Genomic DNA, 24,508 nt, shown 5'->3' on the forward strand with positions numbered 1-24,508 from the left:
GGGACTCGATGCATTCGCACAACGGCTTGTAGAAAGCCATGTTGTAGCCGCGCACGCTAGATCAGTGCGTAGCCGGGCACAAAAAAGCCGCACGTGCCCAAAGGCATGCGCGGCTTTTTGCTGGAGTGAAGCGGCTCGTCTGCCTACTTACTTCTTCTGCGGCGGCACATCCGTGCAGCTGCCGTGCGCAATCTCCGCCGCCATGCCGATGCTCTCGCCCAGCGTCGGGTGCGGATGGATGGTCTTGCCGATGTCCACCGCGTCCGCGCCCATCTCGATGGCCAGCGCGATCTCGCCGATCATGTCGCCGGCGTGGGTGCCCACGATGCCGCCGCCCAGGATCTTGCCGTGGCCATGGGCCTCGGGGCTGTCGTCGAACAGGAGCTTGGTATAGCCCTCGTCGCGGCCGTTGGCAATCGCCCGGCCTGAGGCCGTCCAGGGGAACAGGCCCTTCTTGACCTTGATGCCCTGGGCCTTGGCCTGGTCTTCGGTCAGGCCCACCCAGGCCACTTCGGGGTCGGTGTAGGCGACGCTCGGGATCACGCGGGCGTTGAAGGCGGCGCTGGCCAGTTCCTTGTTGCCCTGGATCTCACCGGCGATGACTTCCGCCGCCACATGCGCTTCATGCACCGCCTTGTGCGCCAGCATGGGCTGGCCCACGATGTCGCCGATGGCGAAGATGTGCGGCACGTTGGTGCGCATCTGGATGTCGACGTTGATGAAGCCGCGGTCCGTGACCGAGACGCCCGCCTTGTCGGCGGCGATCTTCTTGCCGTTGGGGGTGCGGCCAACGGCCTGCAGCACCAGGTCGTAGACCTGGGGTGCCGGCGCGGTGCCGCCCTCTTCCGCCGCGGCAAACGTCACCTCAATGCCTTCGGGCGTGGCCTTGGCCCCCACCGTCTTGGTCTTGAGCATGATGTTGTCGAAGCGCTTGGCGTTCATCTTCTGCCAGACCTTGACGAGGTCGCGGTCGGCGCCCTGCATCAGGCCGTCCAGCATTTCCACCACATCCAGGCGCGCGCCCAGGGTGCTGTACACCGTGCCCATTTCCAGGCCGATGATGCCGCCGCCCAGGATGAGCATGCGCTTGGGCACTTCCTTCAATTCCAGCGCGCCGGTGGAGTCCACCACGCGCGGGTCGTCGGGCATGAACGGCAGGCGCACGGCCTGGCTGCCGGCGGCGATGATGGCGTTCTTGAAGGCGATGACCTTCTTGCTGCCCGTCTTCTCCTGGCCGGTGGCGCCGCTGGTTTCCTCCACTTCAAGGTGGTGGGCACCGACGAACTGGCCCAGGCCGCGCACGGTGGTGACCTTGCGCATCTTGGCCATGGCGGCCAGGCCGCCGGTCAGCTTGCCGATGACCTTTTCCTTATGACCGCGAAGCTTGTCGATGTCCAGCGTGGGCTCGCCGAAGCTCACGCCCAGGTCGGCCATGTGGCTCACTTCGTCCATGACAGCCGCCACGTGCAGCAGCGCCTTCGATGGGATGCAGCCCACGTTCAGGCACACGCCGCCCAGGGTGGCGTAGCGCTCGACCAGCACGACCTTGAGGCCGAGATCTGCCGCGCGAAACGCCGCGCTGTAGCCGCCGGGGCCGGCGCCGAGCACGAGCAGGTCGCACTCGAGGTCGGCCGTGCCTCCAAAGCTTGATGCCTGGGGTGCGGGTGCGGCAGGGGTTGCCGAGGCGGCCGGGGCCGGGGCTGCTGCTGCAGGCGCAGCCGCCGGTGCGGGAGCGGCGGCACCTGCGTCCGCTGCCTCCAGCGTCAGCACCACGGCGCCCTGGGCGACCTTGTCACCGATCTTGACCTTGAGCTCCTTGACCACGCCAGCGTGGCTGGAGGGGATCTCCATGGAGGCCTTGTCGGACTCCACGGTGATCAGGCTCTGCTCGGCCTTGATGGTGTCGCCGGGCTTGACCAGCACTTCGATGACGCCGACTTCGTCGAAGTCGCCGATGTCCGGAACCTTGATATCAATGATTGCCATACCAGGGTCTCCTCGTTACAGCAGGATGCGGCGGTAGTCCGCCAGCACCTGGCCCAGATAGGCATTGAAGCGCGCAGCGCTGGCACCGTCGATCACGCGGTGGTCGTACGACAGCGACAGCGGCAGCACCAGGCGCGGCACGAACTGCTTGCCGTCCCACACCGGCTTCATCTGGCCCTTGGAGAGGCCCAGGATGGCCACTTCGGGCGCGTTGATGATGGGGGTGAAGTGCGTGCCGCCAATGCCGCCCAGCGAGCTGATGGACATGCAGCCGCCCTGCATGTCGGCCGAGCCGAGCTTGCCGTCGCGGGCCTTCTTGGCGAGGTCTCCCATTTCGGTACTGATCTGCATGATGCCCTTCTTGTCGGCATCCTTGAGCACGGGCACCACCAGGCCGTTGGGCGTGTCCGCCGCAAAGCCGATGTTGTAGTACTGCTTGTAGACCAGGGTGTCGCCGTCCAGGCTGGTGTTGAACTCGGGGAACTTCTTGAGCGCGGCCACCACGGCCTTGATCACGAAGGCCAGCATGGTCACCTTGACGCCGCTCTTCTCGTTCTCCTTGTTGGTGGAGACGCGGAAGGCTTCGAGCTCGGTGATGTCGGCCTCGTCGTTGTTGGTGACGTGGGGAATCATCACCCAGTTGCGGTGCAGGTTGGCGCCGCTGATCTTCTTGATGCGCGACAGGTCCTTGCGCTCCACCGTGCCGAACTTGCTGAAGTCGACCTTGGGCCATGGCAGCAGGTCCAGGCCTGCGCTGGAACCACCACCGCCGCCTGCAGGCGCCTTGGCGGCCTGGGCTTTGGTCTGGGTGGCGCCGCTCATCACCTGCTTGGTGAACGCCTGCACGTCGTCCTGGCTGATGCGGCCCTTGGTGCCGGTGCCCTTGACTTCTTCGAGCGGCACACCGAGTTCGCGGGCGAACTTGCGCACGGAGGGGGATGCGTGGGGCAGGCCTGCCGTGGGGGCGCCTGGCTGGTGGGCCGGCACGGCAACGGCGGCTGCTGCGGGCGCTGGGGCCGCTGCGGCCTGGGCCGGCGCAGGTGCTGCGGCTGCAGGCGCAGCAGCGGGTGTTGGCGCCGCTGCCGCTGCTGGGGCAGAACCTTCGAGCACGGCGATCAGGTCGCCGATGTTCACGGTGTCGCCGATCTTGACCTTGAGTTCCTTGAGCACGCCAGCGGCGGGCGAAGGGATCTCCATGGAGGCCTTGTCGGATTCGACGGTGAAGAGCGACTGCTCGAGCTTGATGGTGTCACCCACCTTGACCAGCATCTCGATGACGGCCACGTCCTTGAAGTCGCCGATGTCGGGCACGCGCACTTCCACCGGACCCGAAGCTGCTGCAGGGGCGGCCGCCGCTGGGGCGGGCGCTGCAGCGGCAGGAGCCNGGGGACGCGGCGGCTGGCGCGGGTGCAGCAGCAGCGGGAGGCGCGGCCGCTTCGCCCGCCACTTCCAGCGTGAGCACCACGGAGCCCTGCTTGATCTTGTCGCCGATGGCGACCTTGACCTCTTTGACCACGCCAGCGTGGCTCGACGGGATCTCCATCGACGCCTTGTCGGATTCGACCGTGATCAGCGACTGCTCGGCCTTGACCGTGTCGCCGGGTTTGACCAGCAATTCGATCACGCCGACTTCGTCGAAGTCTCCGATGTCCGGAACTTGAATGTCTACCAATGCCATTGTTGTCTCCGGTTCTTTTATGCGTACAGCGGGTTGACCTTGTCGGCCTGGATGTTGTACTTGGCGATGGCCTCGGCCACCTTGGAAGCAGGCACCTTGCCTTCTTCGGACAGCGCCTTCAGGGCCGCGACGACAATGTAGTGGCGGTTGATCTCGAAGTGCTCACGCAGCTTGCTGCGGAAGTCGCTGCGGCCAAAGCCGTCGGTACCGAGCACCTTGTAGGTGCGACCGGCAGGGATGAACGAGCGGATCTGGTCCGCATAGTTCTTCATGTAGTCGGTGGAGGCGACCACGGGGCCTGCGGTCTTGCCCAACTGCTCGGCCACGAAGGAGACGCGTGGCGTTTCGGTCGGGTGCAGCAGGTTCCAGCGCTCCACGTCCTGGCCGTCGCGGGCCAGTTCGTTGAAGCTCGGGCAGCTCCAGATGCCGGCGGCCACGCCCCAGTCCTTTTCGAGCAGTGCCTGGGCAAAGAACGATTCGCGCAGGATGGTGCCGCTGCCCAGCAGTTGCACGGTGGGTGCATCGGCGGCCAGGGCGGGCGCCTGCTTGCACAGGTACATGCCCTTGATGATCTGCTCTTCCGTGCCGGGCTGCAGGCCGGGCATGGGGTAGTTCTCGTTGAGCAGCGTGATGTAGTAGAAGACGTTTTCCTGGCGCTCGACCATGCGCTTCAAGCCATGGTGCATGATCACGCCGACTTCGTGGGCGAAGGTCGGGTCGTAGCTCACGCAGTTGGGGATGGTGCCGGCCAGGATGTGGCTGTGACCGTCTTCGTGCTGCAGGCCTTCGCCGTTGAGCGTGGTGCGGCCCGAGGTGCCGCCCAGCAGGAAGCCGCGGGCCTGCATGTCGCCCGCCGCCCAGGCCAGGTCGCCGATGCGCTGGAAGCCGAACATCGAGTAGTACACGTAGAACGGGATCATGATCCGGTTGTTCGTGCTGTAGCTGGTGGCCGCTGCGATCCAGCTGGCCATGCCGCCGGCTTCGTTGATGCCTTCCTGCAGGATCTGGCCGGCCTTGTCTTCACGGTAGTACATCACCTGGTCGCGGTCGACCGGGGTGTACAGCTGGCCCTTGGGGTTGTAGATGCCGATCTGGCGGAACAGGCCTTCCATGCCGAAGGTGCGGGCCTCGTCCACCAGGATGGGCACCACGCGCGGGCCCAGGGCCTGGTCGCGCAGCAGCTGCGTGATGAAGCGCACGTAGGCCTGGGTGGTGGAGATTTCACGGCCTTCGGCCGTGGGCTCCAGCACCGCTTTGAAGGTGTCGAGCGAGGGCACGGTGAAGCTCTCTTCGGCCTTGGGCAGGCGCTTGGGCAGGTAACCGCCCAGGGCCTTGCGGCGCTCTTGCAGGTACTGCATTTCCGGCGTGTCGTCGGCCGGCTTGTAGTACGGGATGTCGGCCAGCTGGCTGTCAGGGATCGGGATGCTGAAGCGGTCGCGGATGTACTTGATGTCCTCGTCCGAGAGCTTCTTGGTCTGGTGCACGGTGTTCTTGCCCTCACCGGCCTTGCCCATGCCATAGCCCTTGACGGTCTTGACCAGCAGCACGGTGGGCTGGTTCTTGTGCGCGTTGGCAGCGTGGAAGGCGGCGTAGACCTTGGCGGGCTCGTGGCCACCGCGGCGCAGCTCGAAGATCTCGTCGTCGGTCATGTGCTCGACGAGCTTCAGAGTCTCGGGGTGGCGGCCGAAGAAGTTCTTGCGCACGAAGGCACCGTCGTTGGCCTTCATGGCCTGGTAGTCGCCGTCCAGCGTCTCCATCATCAGTTGCTTGAGCTTGCCGGTCTTGTCGCGGGCCAGCAGGGTGTCCCAGCCATTGCCCCACAGGAGCTTGATGACGTTCCAGCCGCTGCCGCGGAACTCGCTTTCGAGCTCCTGCACGATCTTGCCGTTGCCGCGCACCGGGCCGTCCAGGCGCTGCAGGTTGCAGTTGATCACGAAGACCAGGTTGTCCAGATTTTCACGCGCGGCCAGGCCGATGGCGCCCAGCGATTCGGGTTCGTCCATCTCGCCGTCGCCGCAGAACACCCAGACCTTGCGGTTTTCGGTGTTGGCGATGCCACGGGCGTGCAGGTACTTGAGGAAGCGCGCCTGGTAGATGGCCATCAGCGGGCCCAGACCCATCGACACCGTGGGGAACTGCCAGAACTCGGGCATCAGCTTGGGATGCGGGTAGCTCGACAGGCCCTTGCCGTCCACTTCCTGGCGGAAGCTGTCGAGCTGCTCTTCGTTCAGGCGGCCTTCGAGGTAGGCGCGGGCGTAGATGCCGGGCGAGCTGTGGCCCTGGATGTACAGCAGGTCGCCACCGTGGTCTTCGCTCGCGGCATGCCAGAAATGGTTGAAGCCAGCACCGAACATGCTGGCCACCGATGCGAACGAGCCGATGTGGCCGCCCAGGTCGCCGCCGTCGGCGGGGTTCAGCCGGTTGGCGCGCACGACCATGGCCATGGCGTTCCAGCGCATGTAGGCGCGCAGGCGCTTTTCAATGGCGATGTTGCCGGGGCAGTGGGCTTCCTGGTCGGCCTCGATGGTGTTCACGTAGGCCGTGTTGGCCGAGAACGGCATGTCGATGCTGCTCTGGCGCGCGTGCTCCAAAAGCTGTTCCAGCAGGAAATGGGCACGCTCGGGGCCCTCTTTGTCGATCACGGCGGACAGCGCATCCATCCATTCGCGGGTTTCCTGCTGATCGACGTCGGTACCGAGGCCAAAAGCGGCCTGAGGGTCGGGCTGAGCTGACATGCTTTGTCTCCTATAGGTGTGGCAGCAATTTAGAACACTGCCCCTAGTTTCGCACAACTTTTTGCGAATTTCAAATGGTGCCCATTGATATCATATTATGAGAATTTGCTGCAAACGCACAAGAACGAGCGTTCGCAAAAGATCCACGTCCTGCCCGAAAACACCATGCAAGGGATCGTGGACAGGTTTGCCCCTGCTGTCCGTTACCAGGTGTGCGCCTCCTCTACACTTGAGGGACATGCATCCCACCGACCCAGCGCCCCCCACCACGGTCTCGCCCATCGCGGCCCCTGCGCGCTGGTGGCGCAAGTGGTGGCGCAGCCTCTCGCCCACCCGGCAGGACCGGTTTGCCGCGCTCGCACCCCTGGCGGCGGTGCTGATGTTCCTGGCGGCCATCGTGGCGGCCTTCTGGTACCTGCGCGCCGAAGAGGCCGAGCGCGAGCAGGAGGCCCTGCGCCGCGACGTGGAATACGCCCAGCAGCGGGTGCGCCTGCGCCTCCTGGAGCGGCAGGAGCAGCTGATGCGCATTGCGCGCGACCTGTCCAACCAGGAGCTCGAAAAATCCGAGTTCGTGAGCCGGGCCGAGACGCTGATCAGCCAATACCCCGAACTGCAGGCCATCACCTGGATCGACGAGCGCCGCCGCATCCGCGCCAGCCACGCGGCACCCACCCTGGCCAGCAGCGAGCTGCGCATTTCCGGCGAGGTGCTCAAGGCTGGCGACACGGCCGACACCTATGGCCTGGCGCGCGACCTGCAGCAGCCCGTGTATGCCCAACCGGCCGCGACGGCGGGCGACATCACCCCCCTGCTGCAACTGCAGGTGCCGCTGAACAACCAGGGCAAGTTCAGCGGCGTGGTGCTGGGCGAATACTCCATCGACAGCCTGCTGCGCTACGGCACGCCCACCGAGGTGCTGGCGCGCTACGCCGTGACGCTGCTGGACAGCAAGAACCAGGTGCTTGCGGGCACCCCTCTGGGCCCGCGCAACCCGGCCACGCAGCTGCTGCCCTGGAGCCCGCGCGCCAATGAGTACGAGGTGCCCGTATCCCCCGTGGGCAACGGGCTGGTGCTGCGCGCCCAGGCCTACCGCACCTCGCTGGGCGTGGTGGGCAGCGGCCTGTTCTGGCTGGTGGGCACGCTCAGTGCCATGACGGCCTGGATGCTGATCGCCACCTGGCGACACACGCGCCGGCGCATGCAGGCCCAGCAGGCCCTGGTGGCCGAAACCAACTTCCGCCGGGCGATGGAGAACTCCATCCTCACCGGCATGCGTGCCTTGGACATGGAAGGCCGCATCACCTATGTGAACGCCGCCTTCTGCCAGATGACGGGCTGGAGCGAGGCCGAGCTGGTGGGCTTGAAGGCGCCCTTCCCCTACTGGCCCGACTCGGACCACGAGGCCCTGCACGCCAAGCTGCGCGACGAGCTCAGCGGCAAGACCATCGTCGGCGGCTTCCAGGTGCGGGTGCGGCGCAAGAGCGGCACGCTGTTCGATGCGCGGCTGTACGTGTCGCCACTGATCGACGCCCATGGCCACCAGACCGGCTGGATGACGTCGATGACCGACATCACCGAGCCCAACCGGGTGCGCGAGCAGCTCTCGGCGTCGCACGAGCGCTTCACCATCGTGCTCGAATCGCTCGATGCCTCGGTGTCCGTGGCGCCGCTGGGCAGCGAGGAACTGCTGTTTGCCAACAAGCTGTACCGCCAGTGGTTCGGCTCGCAGACCGGAGGCCACCTGCAGCTGGTGGCCCAGGCCGGCGTGGTGCCCGTGGCGGGCAGCACTTCGACGGGCGTGGACGACGAGGACGGCCTGATGGGCCTGCCCACCGACACGCTGACCAGCGCCCGCACCGAAAACGCCGAGATCTTCCTGCCCGACCTGGGCAAGTGGCTGGAGGTGCGCTCGCGCTACCTCAACTGGGTGGACGGGCGCCTGGCGCAGATGGTGATCGCCACCGACATCACGCCGCGCCGCCAGGCGGAAGAGCAGGCCTCGCGCCAAGCCGAGCGCGCCCAGTCGGTCAGCCGCCTGATCACCATGGGCGAGATGGCGTCCAGCGTGGCGCACGAGCTCAACCAGCCGCTCACGGCCATCAACAACTACTGCAGTGGCATGGTCTCGCGCATCCAGAGCGGCCAGCTGACCGAGGAAGCCCTGCTCACCGCCCTGCAGAAGACAGCGCACCAGGCGCAGCGCGCCGGGCAGATCATCCAGCGCATCCGCGCCTTCGTGAAGAAGAGCGAGCCCAACCGGGCCCTGGCCGACGTGCACCTGATGGTGACCGAGGCCGTGGAGCTGGCCGACATCGAGCTGCGCCGCCACCATGTGCGCCTGACGCTGTACATCGCCGCGCGCCTGCCGCCCGTGATGGCCGACACCATCCTGATCGAGCAGGTGCTGGTGAACCTAATGAAGAACGGCGCCGAGGCAATACAGCACGCCAACCGACCGACGGCGGGCCGCAGCGTGGAGCTGCGCGTGGTGCCCAAGACCATCGAGGAGCGCGAGGTGGTCGAATTTTCGGTGCTGGACACCGGCAAGGGCCTGGCGCCCGAGGTGCTGGAGCGCCTGTTCGAGGCCTTCTTCTCCACCAAGCAAGAAGGCATGGGCATGGGCCTCAATCTGTGCCGCAGCATCGTCGAGTCGCACCAGGGACGGATGCGTGCAGAGAACATCTACAATGGTTCAGACGTCACGGGCTGCAGGTTCTCCTTCTGGTTGCCGCTTGCCAAGCCTGCCGATGACACTACAAATTCTGTAGCAAACGCACATATTCCAAGGACAATTGCATGAGCTTGATTCCGAAAAAGGGCACCGTATACGTCGTGGACGATGACGAAGCGGTCCGCGACTCCCTGCAATGGCTGCTGGAAGGCAAGGACTACCGGGTGCGCTGCTTTGATTCGGCCGAGACCTTTCTGTCGCGCTACGACCCCCGCGAAGTGGCCTGCCTGATCGTGGACATCCGCATGGGCGGCATGACCGGCCTGGAGCTGCAGGACCGCCTGATCGAGCGCAAGTCGCCCCTGCCCATCGTCTTCATCACCGGCCACGGCGACGTGCCCATGGCCGTGAACACCATGAAGAAGGGTGCGCTCGACTTCATCCAGAAGCCCTTTGACGAGGAAGAGCTGGTCGGCCTGGTCGAGCGCATGCTGGACCACGCCCGCGAGGCCTTTGCCGGCTACCAGCAGGCCGCCAGCCGCGACGCCCTGCTGTCCAAACTCACCAGCCGCGAGGCACAGGTGCTCGAGCGCATCGTCGCCGGCCGCCTGAACAAGCAGATCGCCGACGACCTCGGGATCAGCATCAAGACGGTGGAGGCGCACCGCGCCAACATCATGGAAAAGCTCAACGCCAATACCGTGGCCGATTTGCTCAAGATTGCCCTCGGACAAAACGCCCCCAAGGGCTAAGCCACCGTAGCCCAGTTCCCCACCAGGGCGCCACCCGGCGCCCTTTTCGATCCGTATTCCAGCCATGACAGCCCACATCATCGACGGCACCGCCCTTTCCCGCCAACTGCGCAGCGAAGTCGCCCAGCGCGCCGCAGCCCTCACCGCGCGTGGCCACCAGCCCGGCCTGGCCGTGATACTGGTGGGCGAAGACCCGGCCTCGGCCGTCTATGTGCGCAACAAGGTCAAGGCCTGCGAGGACAGCGGCGTGCGCTCGATCTTCGAGAAGTACGAGGCCACGCTGAGCGAGGCCGACCTGCTGGCTCGCATCGCCGCGCTGAATGCCGACCCGAGCGTGCACGGCATCCTGGTGCAGATGCCCCTGCCCAAGCACATCGACCCGCACAAGGTGATCGAGGCGATTTCCACCGCCAAGGATGTGGATGGCTACTCGGTGCTGTCGGCCGGCGAACTGATGGCCGGGCTGGAGGGTTTTCGCCCCTGCACGCCCTACGGCAGCATGAAGCTGATCGAATCCACCGGCCAGTCGCTCAAGGGCAAGCATGCCGTGGTGATCGGGCGCAGCAACACCGTGGGCAAGCCCATGGCCCTGCTGCTGCTGCAGGCCAATGCCACCGTGACCGTGACGCACAGCGGCACGCCCGACCTGGCCTACCACACGCGCCAAGCCGACGTGGTGGTGGCGGCCGTGGGCCGCGCCAACACGCTCACGGCCGACATGGTCAAGCCCGGTGCCATCGTGATCGACGTGGGCATCAACCGCAACGCCGAAGGCAAGCTCTGCGGCGACGTGGACTTCGAGGGCGTCAAGGAAGTGGCCGGCTGGATCACCCCCGTGCCTGGCGGGGTTGGCCCGATGACCATTACCATGCTGCTGGTGAACACCATCGAGGCGGCCGAGCGCACGGCTGCACGGTAAAAAACCCTTGAACCAACGCCCCGAGGCGCCATCTACACCGCATGAGCAACGCCCTTCTCGAATTTTCCGGCCTTCCCCAGTTTGACCGCATCACGCCAGGCGACGTCGCACCAGCCGTCGACGTGCTGCTCGAACGTGCCAACGTGGCGCTGGAGACGGTGACTGCCCCCGACTTCCCCGCCCGCTGGGACGCCATCGCCCAGGTGCTGGACGTGGCCACCGAACAACTGGGCACGGCCTGGGGTGCGGTGAGCCACCTCAACAGCGTGGCCGACACGCCCGAATTGCGCGCCGCCTACAACGCCGCCCTGCCGCGCGTGACCGAGTACTGGACGCGCCTGGGCGCCGACGAGCGCCTGTACGCCAAGTACAAGGCCATCGACCCCGCCGCGCTGAGCGTGGAGCAGCGCCAGGCACACAAGAATGCCGTGCGCAACTTCGTGCTCAGCGGTGCGGAGCTGGCCGGCCCGGCCAAGGAGCGCTTTGCCCAGATCCAGGAGCGCCAGGCCGAGCTGAGCCAGAAGTTCAGCGAAAACGCCCTGGACGCGACCGACGCCTTTGCCTACTACGCCACCGACGCCGAGGTGGATGGCGTGCCGGCCGACGTGCTGCAGGCCGCGCGCGACGCCGCCCAGGCCGAGGGCAAGGACGGCTACAAGCTCACATTGAAGATGCCGTGCTACCTGCCGGTGATGCAGTTCGCCCACCAGAGCGCCCTGCGCGAAAAGCTCTACCGCGCCTACGTGACCCGCGCCTCCGACCAGGCCGAGGGCGATGCCCGCAAGTACGACAACACGGCGTTGATCGGCGAGATCCTGGCGTTGCGCAAGGAAGAGGCACAGCTGCTGGGCTACGCCAACTTCGGCGAAGTCTCGGTGGTGGCCAAGATGGCCGATTCTCCCGCCGAGGTGGTCACCTTCCTGCGCGACCTGGCGCACCGCGCCCGCCCCTATGCCGAAAAGGACGTGGCCGACCTGCGCGCCTTTGCTTCTGGCGACCTGGGGCTGGCCAATCCGCAGGCCTGGGACTGGCCCTACGTGGCCGAAAAGCTCAAGGAGGCGCGCTATGCCTTCAGCGAGCAGGAGGTCAAGCAGTACTTCACGGCGCCCAAGGTGCTGGCCGGGCTGTTCAAGATCATCGAGACGCTGTTCGAGGTGGCGATCCGACGCGACAGCGCTCCCGTGTGGAACCCGGCCGTGGAGTTCTACCGCATCGAGCGTGGCAACACGCTGGTCGGCCAGTTCTACCTGGACCAGCCGGCCCGCACCGGCAAGCGCGGCGGCGCCTGGATGGACGACGTGCGCACCCGCTGGCTGCGCCCCGACACCGGCGTGCTGCAGACCCCGGTGGCGCACCTGGTGTGCAATTTCGCCAGCGGCGTGGACGGCAAGCCACCCCTGCTCACGCACGATGACGTGATCACGCTGTTCCACGAATTCGGCCACGGCCTGCACCACATGCTGACCCAGGTGAACGAGCGCGACGTCTCGGGCATCGGCGGCGTGGAGTGGGATGCGGTGGAGCTGCCCAGCCAGTTCATGGAGAACTTCTGCTGGGAGTGGGATGTGCTCAAGCACATGACCGCCCATGTGGACACGGGCGAGCCCCTGCCGCGCGCGCTGTTCGACAAGATGATCGCTGCCAAGAACTTCCAGAGCGGCATGCAGACCCTGCGCCAGATCGAGTTCTCGCTGTTCGACATGCTGCTGCACACCGAGCACGACCCGGCCAAGGACATCATGCCGCTGCTGGACCAGGTGCGCGCCGAAGTGGCGGTGCTGCAGCCGCCGGCGTTCAGCCGAACCGCGCACACCTTCAGCCACATCTTCGCGGGCGGTTATGCTGCGGGTTACTACAGCTACAAATGGGCCGAGGTGCTGAGCGCCGACGCCTATGCAGCCTTTGAAGAGACCGTGGGCAGCGATGGCCAGCCCAGCGCCGAGACCGGCCGCCGCTACCGCGAGGCGATTCTGGAAGCCGGGGGCAGCCGCCCGGCGATGGAGTCGTTCAAGGCATTCCGGGGCCGCGAACCGCGCCTGGATGCCCTGATGCGCCACCAGGGCATGGCCGAGCCTGCTGCGGCCTGACGCGTCCCACAACAAACCGACCCCGAGGAGAAAGACGATGCGCAAGAACCTGCTGTCCCTGCCGATGCTGGCCCCCATGGTGGTCCTGCTGGCCTGTGCCGGTGCCCAGGCACAAGCGGTGTACCGCATCGTCGGGCCCGATGGCAAGGTGACTTTCTCGGACCGCGCGCCGGCAGATCCCTCCGCCAGGCCCACCACCACGGGCGCAGCGCCTGCAGCCGGCAGTGCCGGCGCCGGTGCCGGACTGCCGCTTGAAATCTCCCGGGTCGCCCAGCGCTTTCCGGTGACGCTGTACACCGGCAACGACTGCGCGCCATGTTCAAGCGCCCGCAGTTTTCTGGTCAACCGCGGCATTCCCTTCACGGAGCGGACGGTCAACAGCAATGCAGACATCGATGCTCTGCAGGCGGCTAGTGGCAGCAGCACACTGCCTTTTGGCACCATCGGCGCGCAACGGATGGCGGGCTTCTCCGAGGGGGAATGGGCGCAATACCTGGACGTAGCCGGCTATCCCAAGCAGTCTCAATTGCCGGCAAACTACCGCCGCCCGGCAGCCACGCCATTGGTGGCTGCAGCTCCCGCCGCGCCGGCACCAGCCGCCGCGCCGGCGTCGGACGCAACGGTCTCACCCCGCGCACGCCCTGCACCTTCGACGGATGGCACCGCACCGACCAATCCTGCGGGTATCCGGTTCTGATCCAAACGCGATACCTGCACCTCAGGTAAATGGGCCGCAGCAGCGGCCCATTGGCTTTGTAGTCCGCCCCCCCCGAGGAGGAGCGAAACCACCGGAAACGGGCGTCAGTAGTTCAGCGTCTTCACACCCTGCGCCGTGCCCAGCAGGCAGACCGAGGCCTTCTGGTGCGCAAACACACCCACCGTGACCACGCCGGGCCACTGGTTGACGTCGGATTCAAAGGCCAGCGGGTCGGTGATGGACAGGCCCGTGACGTCGAGGATGTGCTGGCCGTTGTCGGTGACCAGGGGCTGACCGTCTTTCTGGCGGATGGAGGCCTTGCCGCCCAGGGCCGCGAAACGGCGCGCAATGTTTTGGGACGCCATCGGAATCACCTCCACGGGCAAGGGGAACTTGCCCAGCGCTGGCACCAGCTTGGATTCGTCGGCGATGCAGACGAAGCGGCCGGCCAGTGCCGCCACGATCTTCTCGCGCGTGAGCGCGGCACCGCCGCCCTTGACCATGTGGCCCTGGCCGTCGATCTCGTCGGCGCCGTCGATGTAGACCGACAGGGCTACGACCTCGTTGGCGTCGAACACGGGAATGCCCAGGGCCTTGAGGCGCTCGGTGCTGGCCACCGAGCTCGACACGGCGCCCTTGATGTCGCCCTTCATGCTGGCCAGGGCGTCGATGAACTTGTTGACGGTGGAGCCCGTGCCCACCCCCACTATCTCGCCAGGCACCACGTATTGCAGGGCTGCCTGGCCTACGAGGGCCTTGAGTTCATCTTGGGTCAGGGGGGTGGAGGTCGTCATGGAGGAAAATCGGAGGTAATTGCGCAATTATCCCTTGTCATACCCCCATGTCCCTGATCCCCTACGCCCTCGCCCGCCCTTTCCTCTTCGGCCTGGATGCCGAAGCCGCGCATGAACTCACCATGGACATGCTGGCGCGCGGGCAGCGCACGCCGCTGCAGTGGGCCTGGTGCAATACGCGGGTGGACGACCCGGTGGAGCTGGCCGGCCTCGCCTTCCCCAACCGCGTGGGCATGGCCGCCGGGCTGGACAAGAACGCCCGCGTGATCGACGCCCTGGGCGCCATGGGCTTCGGCTTCGTGGAGGTGGGCACGGTCACCCCCAAGGCCCAGCCCGGCAACCCCAAGCCACGCATGTTCCGCCTGCCCGAGAAGCGTGCCCTCATCAACCGCCTGGGTTTCAACAACGAAGGGCTCGACGCCTTTTTGCGCAACGTGCAGCAGTCGCGCTTTCGCGACCAGCAACGCAGCGGCCCGCGCATGCTGCTGGGGCTGAACATCGGCAAGAACGCCAGCACCCCCATCGAAAACGCCACCAGCGACTACCTGACCTGCCTGGACGGCGTATACCCCCATGCCGACTACGTGACGGTGAACATCAGCTCGCCCAACACCCAGAACCTGCGCGCGCTGCAAAGCGACGAGGCGCTGGACGGCCTGCTGGGCGCCATTGCCGAGCGCCGCGAGGTGCTGGCCAGGCAGACCGGCAAGCGCACGCCCATCTTCGTGAAGATTGCCCCTGACCTGACCGAGGAGCAGGTGTCGGTGATCGCCGCCACACTGCAGCGCCACGGCATGGACGGCGTGATCGCCACCAATACCACCATCGGCCGCGATACCGTCAAGGGCCTGCGCCATGCCGAGGAGACCGGTGGCCTGAGCGGCGCGCCCGTGCTGGAGGCCAGCAACCAGGTGATACGCCAGCTGCGTGCCGCGCTGGGCAGCCGCTTCCCCATCATCGGCGTGGGCGGCGTGATGAGCGCCGAGGACGCGGTGAGCAAGGTGCGCGCAGGCGCGGACGTGGTGCAGATCTACACCGGGTTGATCTACGAAGGTCCGGCGCTCGTGACCCGGGCGGCACAGGCCATCAAGGCCATGCGCTGAAAGCAGCGCTGCTGGCGGTTAACATTCCACCAAGTGGTAAAACTTGGGATGTCGCAATGCATGGACGCCAAGACCATGGCATAGTCGGTGTGATACCAGATGTGTCAGCCGATGGCAATCCAATCCATTTTGACTGTGCATGCCGCCTTGGTGGCGTCACGGCGATGCCCCGTATTCCCATCCCATGAATGTTCTTGTCATTGACGATCACTCCCTGTTTCGAGAGGGGCTTCGCCTGCTGCTCGCCGAGCTCGGCTTCGGCATCAACACCCAGATCGCCGGCAGCTGCGAAGAAGGCCTCGAAAAATTGCGCCAGCAGCCTGCGGACATCGTGCTGCTGGACTGGCACATGGACGGCCTCTCGGGCGCCGAGGCCATGGTGGCCATCCGTGAACTGGTGCCCCAGGCACGCCAGATCGTGCTGTCGGGCGAGAAGAGCGCTGCCCTGGTCCGCACGGCCATCGACAACGGCGCGGTCGGCTTCATCGCCAAGGACTCCGAACCCGAAACCCTGCTGCTGGCCCTGAACACCATTGCCTCGGGTGGCATCTACCTGCCTGCCACCCTCCTCTCTGGGCCTGGGAGGACGGCCGCGCCCTCGGACACCAACCTGCCCAGCGATCTCACCCAGGCGTTCCCCGAGCTCACCCAGCGCCAGGGGGATGTTCTGGCCGCCATCCTGCGCGGTTTACCGAACAAAGTGATTGCGCGCGAACTCAATATCAGCGACCAGACGGTGAAGTCGCACCTGAGCGTCATATTCCGCCAATTGAACGTCCAAAGCCGCACCGAGGCCGTCTACGTCTGCGCACGACAAGGCGTGCGCATCGCCTGAGTCCGCCCAGCGGCCTCAGTCGACCTGGGCCGGAGCCGGAACCACGGCCTGCTCACTGAGTTCGGCCAGCCAGTCGATGAGCAGTGAGGGCAGAACCGGTTTTTGCCACATCGCAATATTGCCCAGCCGCTCGACCTCGTGGAGGTTGATGCCGGGGTCCCCGGTGATGATCGCCACCGGCAGCCCGGGCCAGCGCGAGCGCAGCCGCTGCGCCACATCCAGGCCGGTGGCATCGCCCGCGAGCCGGTAGTCCGCGATCAGCGCATGCGGGGGCGTGGTGATCGCATTCATCGCGGCATCCGGGGGCATGCCCTCCCATTGCGTGACCTTGCAGCCCCACGACTCCAGAGCCTGCGTGGTTGCCATCCGCACCAGGGCATGGTCCTCGACGAGCCAGACTTCCACGGCCGTGGTCAACGCGGGCTGGGCGGGTGCGGAAACGGCCCCCATGCCCATGTTTTCAAAAATCGGCGCCTGGGGCAGGATGAGGGTAAATGTGGTTCCCTCGCCAGCATCGGACCGCATGCCCATTTCGAGCCCGAGAAGGTTGGCAAGGCGGCGCACGATGGCCAGGCCCAGGCCACTGCCCTGCCCCGGGTCGCGCGACGGATTGCCGACCTGGAAATACTCCTCGAAAACGCGGGCCTGCGATTCGCGGGCGATGCCGATGCCGGTATCGCGCACCTGCAGCTGCACCACGCTCTCCTGCGCCAGCACCGAGACCACCACGCCACCTTCGTTGGTGTACTTCACCGCGTTGTCCACCAGATTGCGCAGGATGCGCTCCAGTAGAAACGCGTCGCTCAGCACCCACGCTTCATCGGCCCCCTCGGCCTCCATGGAAACCCCTTTGGCGGTGCATCGCGGCTGGAACTCCTTGACCAGATCCCGGACCATGGCGGCGATGTTCAGGGCCTGCATCTGCGGCACGATGGAGCCGGTCTCCAGCTTGGAGAGGTCGAGCAGGCCCGAAAACAGCTTGTCCAGCGATCCCGCTGCGTCGCGGATGTGGGCGATCAGTTGCGAGGTCTGCGGCGTCTCATGGCGGTGCAACAGGGACGAGAAGACCAGCAAGGCATGCAGGGGCTGGCGCAGGTCATGGCTTGCCGCAGCAAGAAACCGCGACTTGGCGGCATTCGCTTCTTCTGCCACCTGTTTCTCCTCTCCCAACTGGCGCAGCAGATCTGCATTTTCGAAGCGGATCTGCAGCGAATCACGAAAGGCCTGCGCCGTCTGCCGCGACGAGGCGGCGATGACCAGGCCCACACCGAACAGTGCCAGCGCCAGCGGCAGGCCATTGGTGCCGCCCTGGGTAAGCCAGAAGAGCGCCGCAAAAGCGAGGTTGATCCACGCGCCCGCAATGAAGGTCGGCGGGTGCGTCGAAGCATTCACCAGCGCCCCCCCGAGGTAGATGAGTTGCAGCGCGGTGGCAAACGTGGCCGAACCTCCGGCGCTGCCATACCCGATCCACCAGACCGTCACCCCCATCAGGGTCTGGTTGGCCACGGTGATCCACCAGTGGTGGGTTTGTTGTTCGGTCAGCGCTGCTGCGTCTGACGTATCAAGCGCTGCCAGCGCGCGCGCGCTGAGCACCGCATTGATCTGGGCCATGAGCAGCACTGGAAACATCCACGCCAGCACGCGCCAGACCGGGGTGGTGAAGCCAAAACAGATCGCAGCAACCACAGCCGCCACGACCACCATGCTGCGCGCTTTCACGGACTGCAGTGCGCGCAGCCGCAGCGACTCGCGCGCCATGGCTACATCCAATGGGTGATTGGCATCAACGGGAAAGGGCGGTAAAAGACGCATGTAAGTAATTGTTACCCAACAACGGATATCCACGGAAAGGCACCATGGCGACCCATTCTCGCTGTTCAGAGTCCATCGAAACGATGTTGCAGGCCCACCCGGCGCCCCAATGCGACGTGCTCATTGTCGGTTCTGGCTACGGGGGAAGCTTCGCGGCACGTGAACTGGCCGGTCCCGGCGTGGAAACCTGGGTCGTCGAGCGCGGCAAGGAATACGCCCTCGGTGAGTTCCCCGAAGACATCGGCCACCTGCCTGGCCACCTGCGGATGCAGCGCGGCGCCAGCGGAAAGGCCCTGGGCAACGCGCAGGCACTTCTCAACGTCCGCAATTTCGACGAGGTGGCGGTGCTGACCGGCAGCGGCCTGGGCGGCGGCTCCCTGGTCAACGCGGGCGTGGCCTTCAAGCCGGCGGCAAAGACCTTCGACCAGGAGCACTGGCCCAGCGTGTACCGACACGGTGGCGCACGGCGGGAGGCCCTGATGGAGGCCCTGGACGAAGTCGTATCGGCGCTGCAAGCGGCACCACTGGAGCGCGCGGCAGACCTCTCCAAGTTCCAGGCGCTGTCGCGCCTGGGAGGTGCGCTGCGCGCAGGCGGCGCGCAGCCGGTCCCCCTCACCATCTCGAACACGCAGCACACCAACGCGCACGGGGTGGAGATGCAGGCCTGCGTGCGCTGCGGCAACTGCTTCACCGGCTGCAACATCGGCGCCAAGGGCACGCTGGCCACCAACCTCATCCCGGCGGCGCACGGTCGTGGCGCACGTTTTTTCGTCGGCGGCAACGCTTTGCGGGTGGAGCCCCTGGAGACCCCCGCACGCAGTGCGAACGGGCGCAGCCTGCGTTGGCGTGTGCACTTCCAGTGTTCAACGGGCAGCCGCAACACAGCGCCCGTCGAGTTCAGCATCGACGCCCACACCGTCATCGTCAGCGCCGGCAGCCTGGGCAGCACGGAGTTGCTGCTGCGGTCCTTCCATGTACCGCACTCCGAGGCGCTGGGCTCGGCCTTTTCCACCAATGGCGACGTGCTCGCGATGGGCTGGCGCCAGCACCGGGCCGTCAATGCCGTCTCGGCCCCCGAAGCGGACAGCACGGCACCCAGCCGTGACGTCGGGCCGACGATCTGTGGAACGCTGCGCGTGCCGCTGGATGTGGAGGGCGTAGGGCAGGAAATCCTGGTGCAGGACGGCGCCATCCCTTCTGCGCTCGCCCAGGCCACCAGCACACTGGGCCACGCGCTGTCGACCCTGCACCGCTATGTGCACGATGTGGACGCGCGGTTTCCAGGCACCGACGACCCCTTGGCCCTTCCACGTGGGGCGGCGCGGCACGCGCAATTGCTGTTGGCCATGGGCCATGACGCATCGAACGGGACCATCTCCCTGCGCCCGGCCTCCGGTACCAGCCCCGGGGATCCAGACACCCTGGAACTGGATGTCAGGTGGCCCTCCAGCAGCTCCAGCGCCACGGCAGGGCATGCAGACTACTACCAGGCTGTGCACCGGGCATTCAGCCAGGCGCATGCTGCCGGCGGCTTCGATGGGGGCGACTACCTCCCCAACCCCTTGTGGCACCCGACACCCGACGGCTTTTCCGACATCATCGCGGGCGCCCAATCGGAAAAATCGATCACGGTCCACCCGCTTGGCGGCTGCCCCATGGGCGACGATGGCACGCAAGGGGCCGTCGACTGGCGCGGTGCGGTGTTCAAGGGCCGGGGGAATGAAGTCCACGCGGGCCTGCATGTGCTGGACGGAGCCATCGTTCCGCGCGCCCTGGGTGTCAACCCGTTCGTCACGATCTCCGCCCTGTCCATGCTCGCGGCCCGGGACATCGCCAGCGGGCTGGCGCAACCAAACGCGGACAGCGCAGCGCCTGTTGCGGCGGCACAGGGCTCCAGGTCGCAGCCCCGTGTGGCAGATGCTGGACAGAAAGCATCCGACACAGGGGTGGTGCTTTTTCGCATCCACGAGCACCTGCTGGGCAGCACCGACAAAGCCCACCTGCCCGACTGGGCCCAGCGGCTCCTGTCCCGGCACGACACACCGCTGCCCCCTGGGGCGGCCACGCAGCCGCGCGCGTTCATCGCAGCAGTCGAGGTCACAGTCGACCTGCACCAATGGCTGGCCAACCCCTCGACCCCATGGGATGCCTCATTGGCGATCTATGCCAACCCCGTCCCCGGCTGGCCGGCAATCCACGCCGACGCCTTGAAGGGCGAACCCCTGCTGCGCGGCACGGGGCAAGTGTCGCTGCTCGCGCTCGAGCATGCCGGCTTCCTGCGCCGGGCCTGGCGCGGCGTGCTCGCATTCAGCGCCTACCTGAAACGCCGGCCCGGCGGCATTTCCCAGGATGTGGGCCCCGACTGGCGCAAAAAACTGCTCGGCTTGGCCCGTGCGGGCTGGCTGCATACCCAATACCGCACGCTCGACTACCACTTCACGCTGGTACCCCAAGGCGGTGCCGCAGGCCAGGCCATGGCGGTCGTCGCCCAGGGCCGCAAACTCTTGGCCTACCGCAACGGCGCGCGCACGCTGTGGGACGCCCTCACGATGCTGGACCTGGACCTCAGGTGGCAGGACAAGGCGCCCTGGAAGCTGGCGCTGCGCGTCGATCTGGCAGACCTCGTGAGCCGGCTGCGGCTGCAGGTCCGTGAAGCATCGAGCACGCCAGCCACCATCGTCGCGCTGGTGTCGTTCGCCTCCCTGTGGCTGCGCGCCGTGATGCAGACGCACTTCTGGTCGCTGCGCGGCCTGGACTACGCGAAGTACACGCGCCCCGCGCTGCCGCCGCATCCCTCGCTGAAAACAGCCGGGGGCGTCGATGTCCGGCCGCAGGCCGAGGTGCTGAAGGTGGCGCGCCGCAGCGGAGAAACGGACCAGATCGACCTGCAGCTGACGGTCTACCGCCACCCTCAGGGCGCGCGGCATGTCCTCTTCATCCACGGGCTCGCCCACGGCAGCGGCGTGTATGCGACCGACACCGTGGACACCAACCTGGCCGGCCACTTCCTGCGCGAGGGCTATACCGTCTGGCTGCTGGACAACCGCATGTCCAACCGCCTGGGCTACGCGCGCGATGCGCACACCATGGACGACATCGCGCACACCGACATTCCGGCAGCCATCAACCGCGTCCATGCCCAGGCAGGCGGCCAGCCCATCGACGTCTTCGCGCACTGCGTGGGCGCGGGCGCCTTCGCCATGGCGGCGCTGCAGGCGCGCTTTGACACCGCCAAGGTGCGCGCGGCCATCATCCATGCGGTGCACCCCTGGGTGGTGCCGTCCGTGTCCAACCGGTTCTCGGGAGCGTTGGCCGCGCTCTACCGCAACCTGCTCACGGGCCGCGAAATGATCGACCCCCTCCCCCCGGCCAAGCCGGGTGCAGCAGATGAACTGCTGGACCGGTTCGCGGCCACCCTGGCCTGGTCGGATGAAGAGCGCAGCCTGCACGAAGCGCACCGCGACTCGCCTGGCGCAGGGTGCGCCATCTGCAACCGGATGACCGCTTTCTACGGGCGCGAGTGGGTGCATGCCAATCTGGATCCGCGCACGCATGAGCGGCTGGGCGAACTCGTGGGGGCGGCGGGGGTCGAGGTGTTCCGCCAGCTGTACTTCATCGTGCTGCGCGAGCGGCTCACCAACCGCGAGGGGGAGAACAGCTACCTCCTGGAAGACAACTTCCTCAGGAACTGGCGCTTTCCCACGCTGTTCGTACACGGCCTGGACAACCAGGTGTTCGATCCGCGCGGAGCGGCACGCACCTGGAACCGGTTGCGCAGGGTCTTCGCGCACCAGCCCGGGCCGGTGGTCCGCACCTTCATCCGCAAGGGCTACGGTCACATGGATTTTCTGTTCGGCAAACATGCCCATACGGACATTTACCCGCATCTCACAGACTTTCTGGAGAATCCCGCCGCGTTCAAGGACATCGCCGATGGCTGCCACATCGACCCCGACCTGCCATGCCCGGATGGTCAGTCCAGCGACACGGATCTGGCCGACCGGGACTTCATCGCACCCATCCGGCCACTGACCGGCCCCATGCTGCAGACGGAACGCGAACCGCACGGGAAGCGCCGGCTGGTGGTCTGGGTGGAACAGTATTTCGACACCACCAGCACACCGATGGTGCCGGAGGTCCGGATCGGCGGCGCGCTGTGCGACTCGGTAGAGGTGAAAGGATTTCCCGGCGTGCTGGAACCCAGCTCCCCACCGGCCCTGCCAAGCCCCCCGCCCACCGGGCAGGGCTACTACTGGACCTGTGTAGTCGAGGAAAGCGAGAAGCTGCGGTTTGCCGATCTGCCGCAGATCAGCCTCACGCTGCGCTGCAGTCCACAGGAATCGAGCACGGCCCGGCCCATGGAAACCGACGGCCCGCCGCCGGGCGCTGCGCCAAGCATGTCGCTGCCCATCGTTCTCGATCTGGCCGAGCTGCCCTGGTGGCAGCGCTGGACCGCAGATGACCAGGCGCACGCCAGCACCAGTTTCCTGGCCACCTCCTGCCGCTGGCCGGGCCTGGCCTTCGAGCGCCGCGCGATCGACGCGCTGGCCGGCGACATGGAGCAGCACATCGCCCACACCCCAGCGCCTGTGCAGGCCCTGCTGCTGCTGGGCGACCAGATCTATGCCGATGCCACGGCCAATATTGCAGAAACCACGGAGCGCGATGAGCGCGGCGCACAGCGCTACCGTGAGAGCTGGGGCAGCGCTGCCACGCGGCAATTGTTCGCGCGCCTGCCCGTCTGGCTGGTGGTGGACGACCATGAGTTCGAGGACAACCTCGATGGGGCGGACAGTGCCACGGCGGACTCCCTGCGTGGGCAGCGTTTCTACAGCGGTTTCCTGGCGGCCACGGCCTACCAGTCACGCTTTCACCGCAAGGAGCTGCCCAGGCTGTCCCTGACCCCCCAGGGATGGACCGTGGAACACGGCCTGTGGCATGCGTTCGAGGTCGGCGGCATACCCGCCTTCGCCGCCGATACGCGCACCGAACGCGCACCCCGCACGCTGCACGACTGGAAAGGTGTGCCCATCATGCGCGAAGAGCAGATGCAGGCCATCGAAGGCTGGCTGCTGGCCCACCCCAAGGGGCCCAAGCTGCTGTGCAGCGGCAGCGTCTTCGCCCTGCCCGAGAACCGTTTCGTTGCCGAACCGGCGACCTGCATCGCTGCGGACAACTGGCTCGGCTATCCGGCCAGCTGGCGCAGGCTGGTGCGGTTCATTGTCGAGAACGACGTCGAGGGGCTGATCTTCGTGGCTGGCGACTACCACCTGAGCGCCCTGGTCGAGCTCGAACTCACAAGCCAGGGCAAGTCCGCGACTGCGCTCAATCTCGTGTGCTCGGCGTGGAATGCCAGCCTGCCCTTCGCCAACGCGCAGCAAGCCGATTTCACCTTCGACACACCGGTGCGCGCGCCAGGCAGCGACGCGGATGCAGCCGTGGTTTCCACCGCGCGCTTCGCGTCAGGTGCCCTGCGGCAGTTCTCCAAGATCACGATCACACAAGACCCTGCGGCCAGCGGCACCGCAACCGTCGCCATGGGCATTTACGAGCCTGGCAATGTCCTGGTCAAGGAACTGCAGGCGCAACTGGCTGTCGGGAGTGTCTCCCCCACTTTTCGCTAGCGTGCGAAAGAGCCCCGGACCTGTTCCGAGGCCACCTGAGGGAGACCGTCAGGCCCTGCGCGCCAGAAAGGGCCGCAGCCGGGTGACCAGCGGCATCGCCAGGCCCACCCATCGGACCAGGCGGCGTGGCCCCGCCACCAGGGCCACACCCACCAGGGCAGCCACCGCTGCCGGGTGCTGCTTGGCAAAAGCCGCAGCCCGCAGCGCAAACGGCTCCTCCGACGAGGCCTGCTGCGCGGACTGGGCCAGCGCCACCGATTGGGCGCGTGCGATGCGCCGCGCGCGGATGCGCTCGCGCTGCTTGGCAATGCGGTCGAGCACGCGCTGCTGCTCGGCCGTGGGTTCGGGAACAAAGGCTTGGTTGTCGGCAGCCATCACAGGCGCTCCTTGATGTCGCGCCAGTCCTGGGCCAGCTCCTGGCGGGTCAGCGCAAAGCCGTTGCCGGCCCGTTTTGCAACGGACACGAGGCTGAGCAGCGTGCCACCCCAGCCCAGCAACCAGGCCCCGGCCACCAGCCAGCCCACCAGCACGCGGTGTTCGGTATCCCAGAAATGCACCAACACCGCCATGGACAGCATGATGAGTGCCACCACCGTAAGCCCGCCGAGCAGAATGGTCAGCACCAGCAGTTGCTGCAGGCGCTGCTTCTGGTCCCGCCATTCCAGGCGGGCCAGATCCATCCGGTCTTCGGCTGCAATGGCCCCTTCTATGACATTAGCGCGCCAGCGCGCCACCAGCGCATCCAGGCCCAGAAGAGCAAGCCAGTTCATCAGTGTCCTTGGGTTCTACGAAGTGGAGACAAGCGGTGTCTGTGC

The 24,508-nt window shown here is 66.5% G+C and carries 15 protein-coding genes and 1 pseudogene; 8 read left to right on the plus strand and 8 right to left on the minus strand.

Features of this window, described 5'->3' with window-relative positions; translation table 11 throughout:
* Positions 1 to 147: 147 nt before the first annotated feature.
* The 4 genes and pseudogenes from lpdA to aceE all read right to left on the minus strand — a co-directional run bounded on the left by lpdA (position 148) and on the right by aceE (position 6,399).
* Complete coding sequence (lpdA, locus tag ASE28_RS16945) at positions 148 to 1,986, minus strand: dihydrolipoyl dehydrogenase (protein WP_057267640.1); 1,839 nt, start codon at positions 1,984 to 1,986, stop codon at positions 148 to 150.
* Positions 1,987 to 2,001: 15 nt separating this feature from the next.
* On the minus strand, positions 2,002 to 3,370 hold a 1,369-nt coding region (gene aceF, locus ASE28_RS16950), incomplete at its 5' end, for a dihydrolipoyllysine-residue acetyltransferase (RefSeq protein ID WP_235516151.1).
* Between the two features lies 1 nt (position 3,371).
* Positions 3,372 to 3,664, minus strand: a pseudogene (locus tag ASE28_RS33105) (biotin/lipoyl-containing protein); the annotation flags it as partial.
* A 17-nt stretch (positions 3,665 to 3,681) separates the two neighbouring features.
* Positions 3,682 to 6,399: a pyruvate dehydrogenase (acetyl-transferring), homodimeric type gene (aceE, locus tag ASE28_RS16955; protein WP_057267643.1), complete on the minus strand. Its 2,718-nt coding sequence runs from the start codon at positions 6,397 to 6,399 to the stop codon at positions 3,682 to 3,684.
* Between the two features lie 238 nt (positions 6,400 to 6,637).
* On the opposite strand from aceE, the gene ASE28_RS16960 reads away from it, so the two are divergent.
* The 5 genes from ASE28_RS16960 to ASE28_RS16980 all read left to right on the plus strand — a co-directional run bounded on the left by ASE28_RS16960 (position 6,638) and on the right by ASE28_RS16980 (position 13,525).
* A complete protein-coding gene (locus tag ASE28_RS16960) occupies positions 6,638 to 9,199 on the plus strand; it encodes a PAS domain S-box protein (RefSeq protein ID WP_057267646.1) in 2,562 nt (853 codons plus the stop codon).
* Positions 9,196 to 9,822, plus strand: coding sequence for a response regulator transcription factor (locus tag ASE28_RS16965; protein WP_007848524.1), 627 nt, complete (start codon positions 9,196 to 9,198; stop codon positions 9,820 to 9,822). The genes ASE28_RS16960 and ASE28_RS16965 overlap by 4 nt, the downstream gene beginning before the upstream one ends.
* 64 nt (positions 9,823 to 9,886) lie before the next feature.
* Positions 9,887 to 10,741: a bifunctional methylenetetrahydrofolate dehydrogenase/methenyltetrahydrofolate cyclohydrolase FolD gene (gene folD, locus ASE28_RS16970; protein WP_057267648.1), complete on the plus strand. Its 855-nt coding sequence runs from the start codon at positions 9,887 to 9,889 to the stop codon at positions 10,739 to 10,741.
* Positions 10,742 to 10,782: 41 nt separating this feature from the next.
* Entirely contained in the window at positions 10,783 to 12,828 is a 2,046-nt protein-coding gene (locus tag ASE28_RS16975; protein WP_057267649.1) for a M3 family metallopeptidase, read from the plus strand.
* A 37-nt stretch (positions 12,829 to 12,865) separates the two neighbouring features.
* On the plus strand, positions 12,866 to 13,525 hold the full coding sequence (locus tag ASE28_RS16980; protein WP_057267651.1) for a glutaredoxin domain-containing protein: 660 nt from the start codon (positions 12,866 to 12,868) through the stop codon (positions 13,523 to 13,525).
* Positions 13,526 to 13,629: 104 nt separating this feature from the next.
* Here the strand turns inward: ASE28_RS16980 and rpiA are convergent, their stop codons facing one another.
* The gene (rpiA, locus tag ASE28_RS16985) at positions 13,630 to 14,319 is read right to left on the minus strand and encodes a ribose-5-phosphate isomerase RpiA (protein WP_057267652.1); all 690 of its coding nucleotides are present in this window, start codon (positions 14,317 to 14,319) and stop codon (positions 13,630 to 13,632) included.
* A gap of 47 nt (positions 14,320 to 14,366) precedes the next feature.
* Between rpiA and ASE28_RS16990 the strand changes: the two genes are divergently transcribed.
* Positions 14,367 to 15,422 (plus strand): quinone-dependent dihydroorotate dehydrogenase, encoded by a 1,056-nt coding sequence (locus tag ASE28_RS16990; protein ID WP_057267654.1) that lies wholly within the window; start codon positions 14,367 to 14,369, stop codon positions 15,420 to 15,422.
* Between the two features lie 184 nt (positions 15,423 to 15,606).
* Positions 15,607 to 16,257 (plus strand): response regulator transcription factor, encoded by a 651-nt coding sequence (locus ASE28_RS16995; RefSeq protein WP_057267656.1) that lies wholly within the window; start codon positions 15,607 to 15,609, stop codon positions 16,255 to 16,257.
* Positions 16,258 to 16,272: 15 nt separating this feature from the next.
* On the opposite strand, the gene ASE28_RS17000 is transcribed toward ASE28_RS16995, so the two are convergent.
* The gene (locus ASE28_RS17000) at positions 16,273 to 18,015 is read right to left on the minus strand and encodes a hybrid sensor histidine kinase/response regulator (protein WP_057267658.1); all 1,743 of its coding nucleotides are present in this window, start codon (positions 18,013 to 18,015) and stop codon (positions 16,273 to 16,275) included.
* Positions 18,016 to 18,113: 98 nt separating this feature from the next.
* On the opposite strand from ASE28_RS17000, the gene ASE28_RS17005 reads away from it, so the two are divergent.
* Entirely contained in the window at positions 18,114 to 23,693 is a 5,580-nt protein-coding gene (locus ASE28_RS17005) for an alpha/beta fold hydrolase (RefSeq protein WP_082608110.1), read from the plus strand.
* Positions 23,694 to 23,741: 48 nt separating this feature from the next.
* Here the strand turns inward: ASE28_RS17005 and ASE28_RS17010 are convergent, their stop codons facing one another.
* Positions 23,742 to 24,068: a hypothetical protein gene (locus ASE28_RS17010; protein ID WP_057203087.1), complete on the minus strand. Its 327-nt coding sequence runs from the start codon at positions 24,066 to 24,068 to the stop codon at positions 23,742 to 23,744.
* Positions 24,068 to 24,463, minus strand: a complete 396-nt coding sequence (locus ASE28_RS17015; RefSeq protein WP_057203088.1) for a phage holin family protein — start codon at positions 24,461 to 24,463, stop codon at positions 24,068 to 24,070. The genes ASE28_RS17010 and ASE28_RS17015 overlap by 1 nt, the downstream gene beginning before the upstream one ends.
* Positions 24,464 to 24,508 lie beyond the last annotated feature (45 nt).

Source organism: Acidovorax sp. Root219, from assembly GCF_001428665.1.
Lineage (GTDB): Bacteria > Pseudomonadota > Gammaproteobacteria > Burkholderiales > Burkholderiaceae_C > Acidovorax.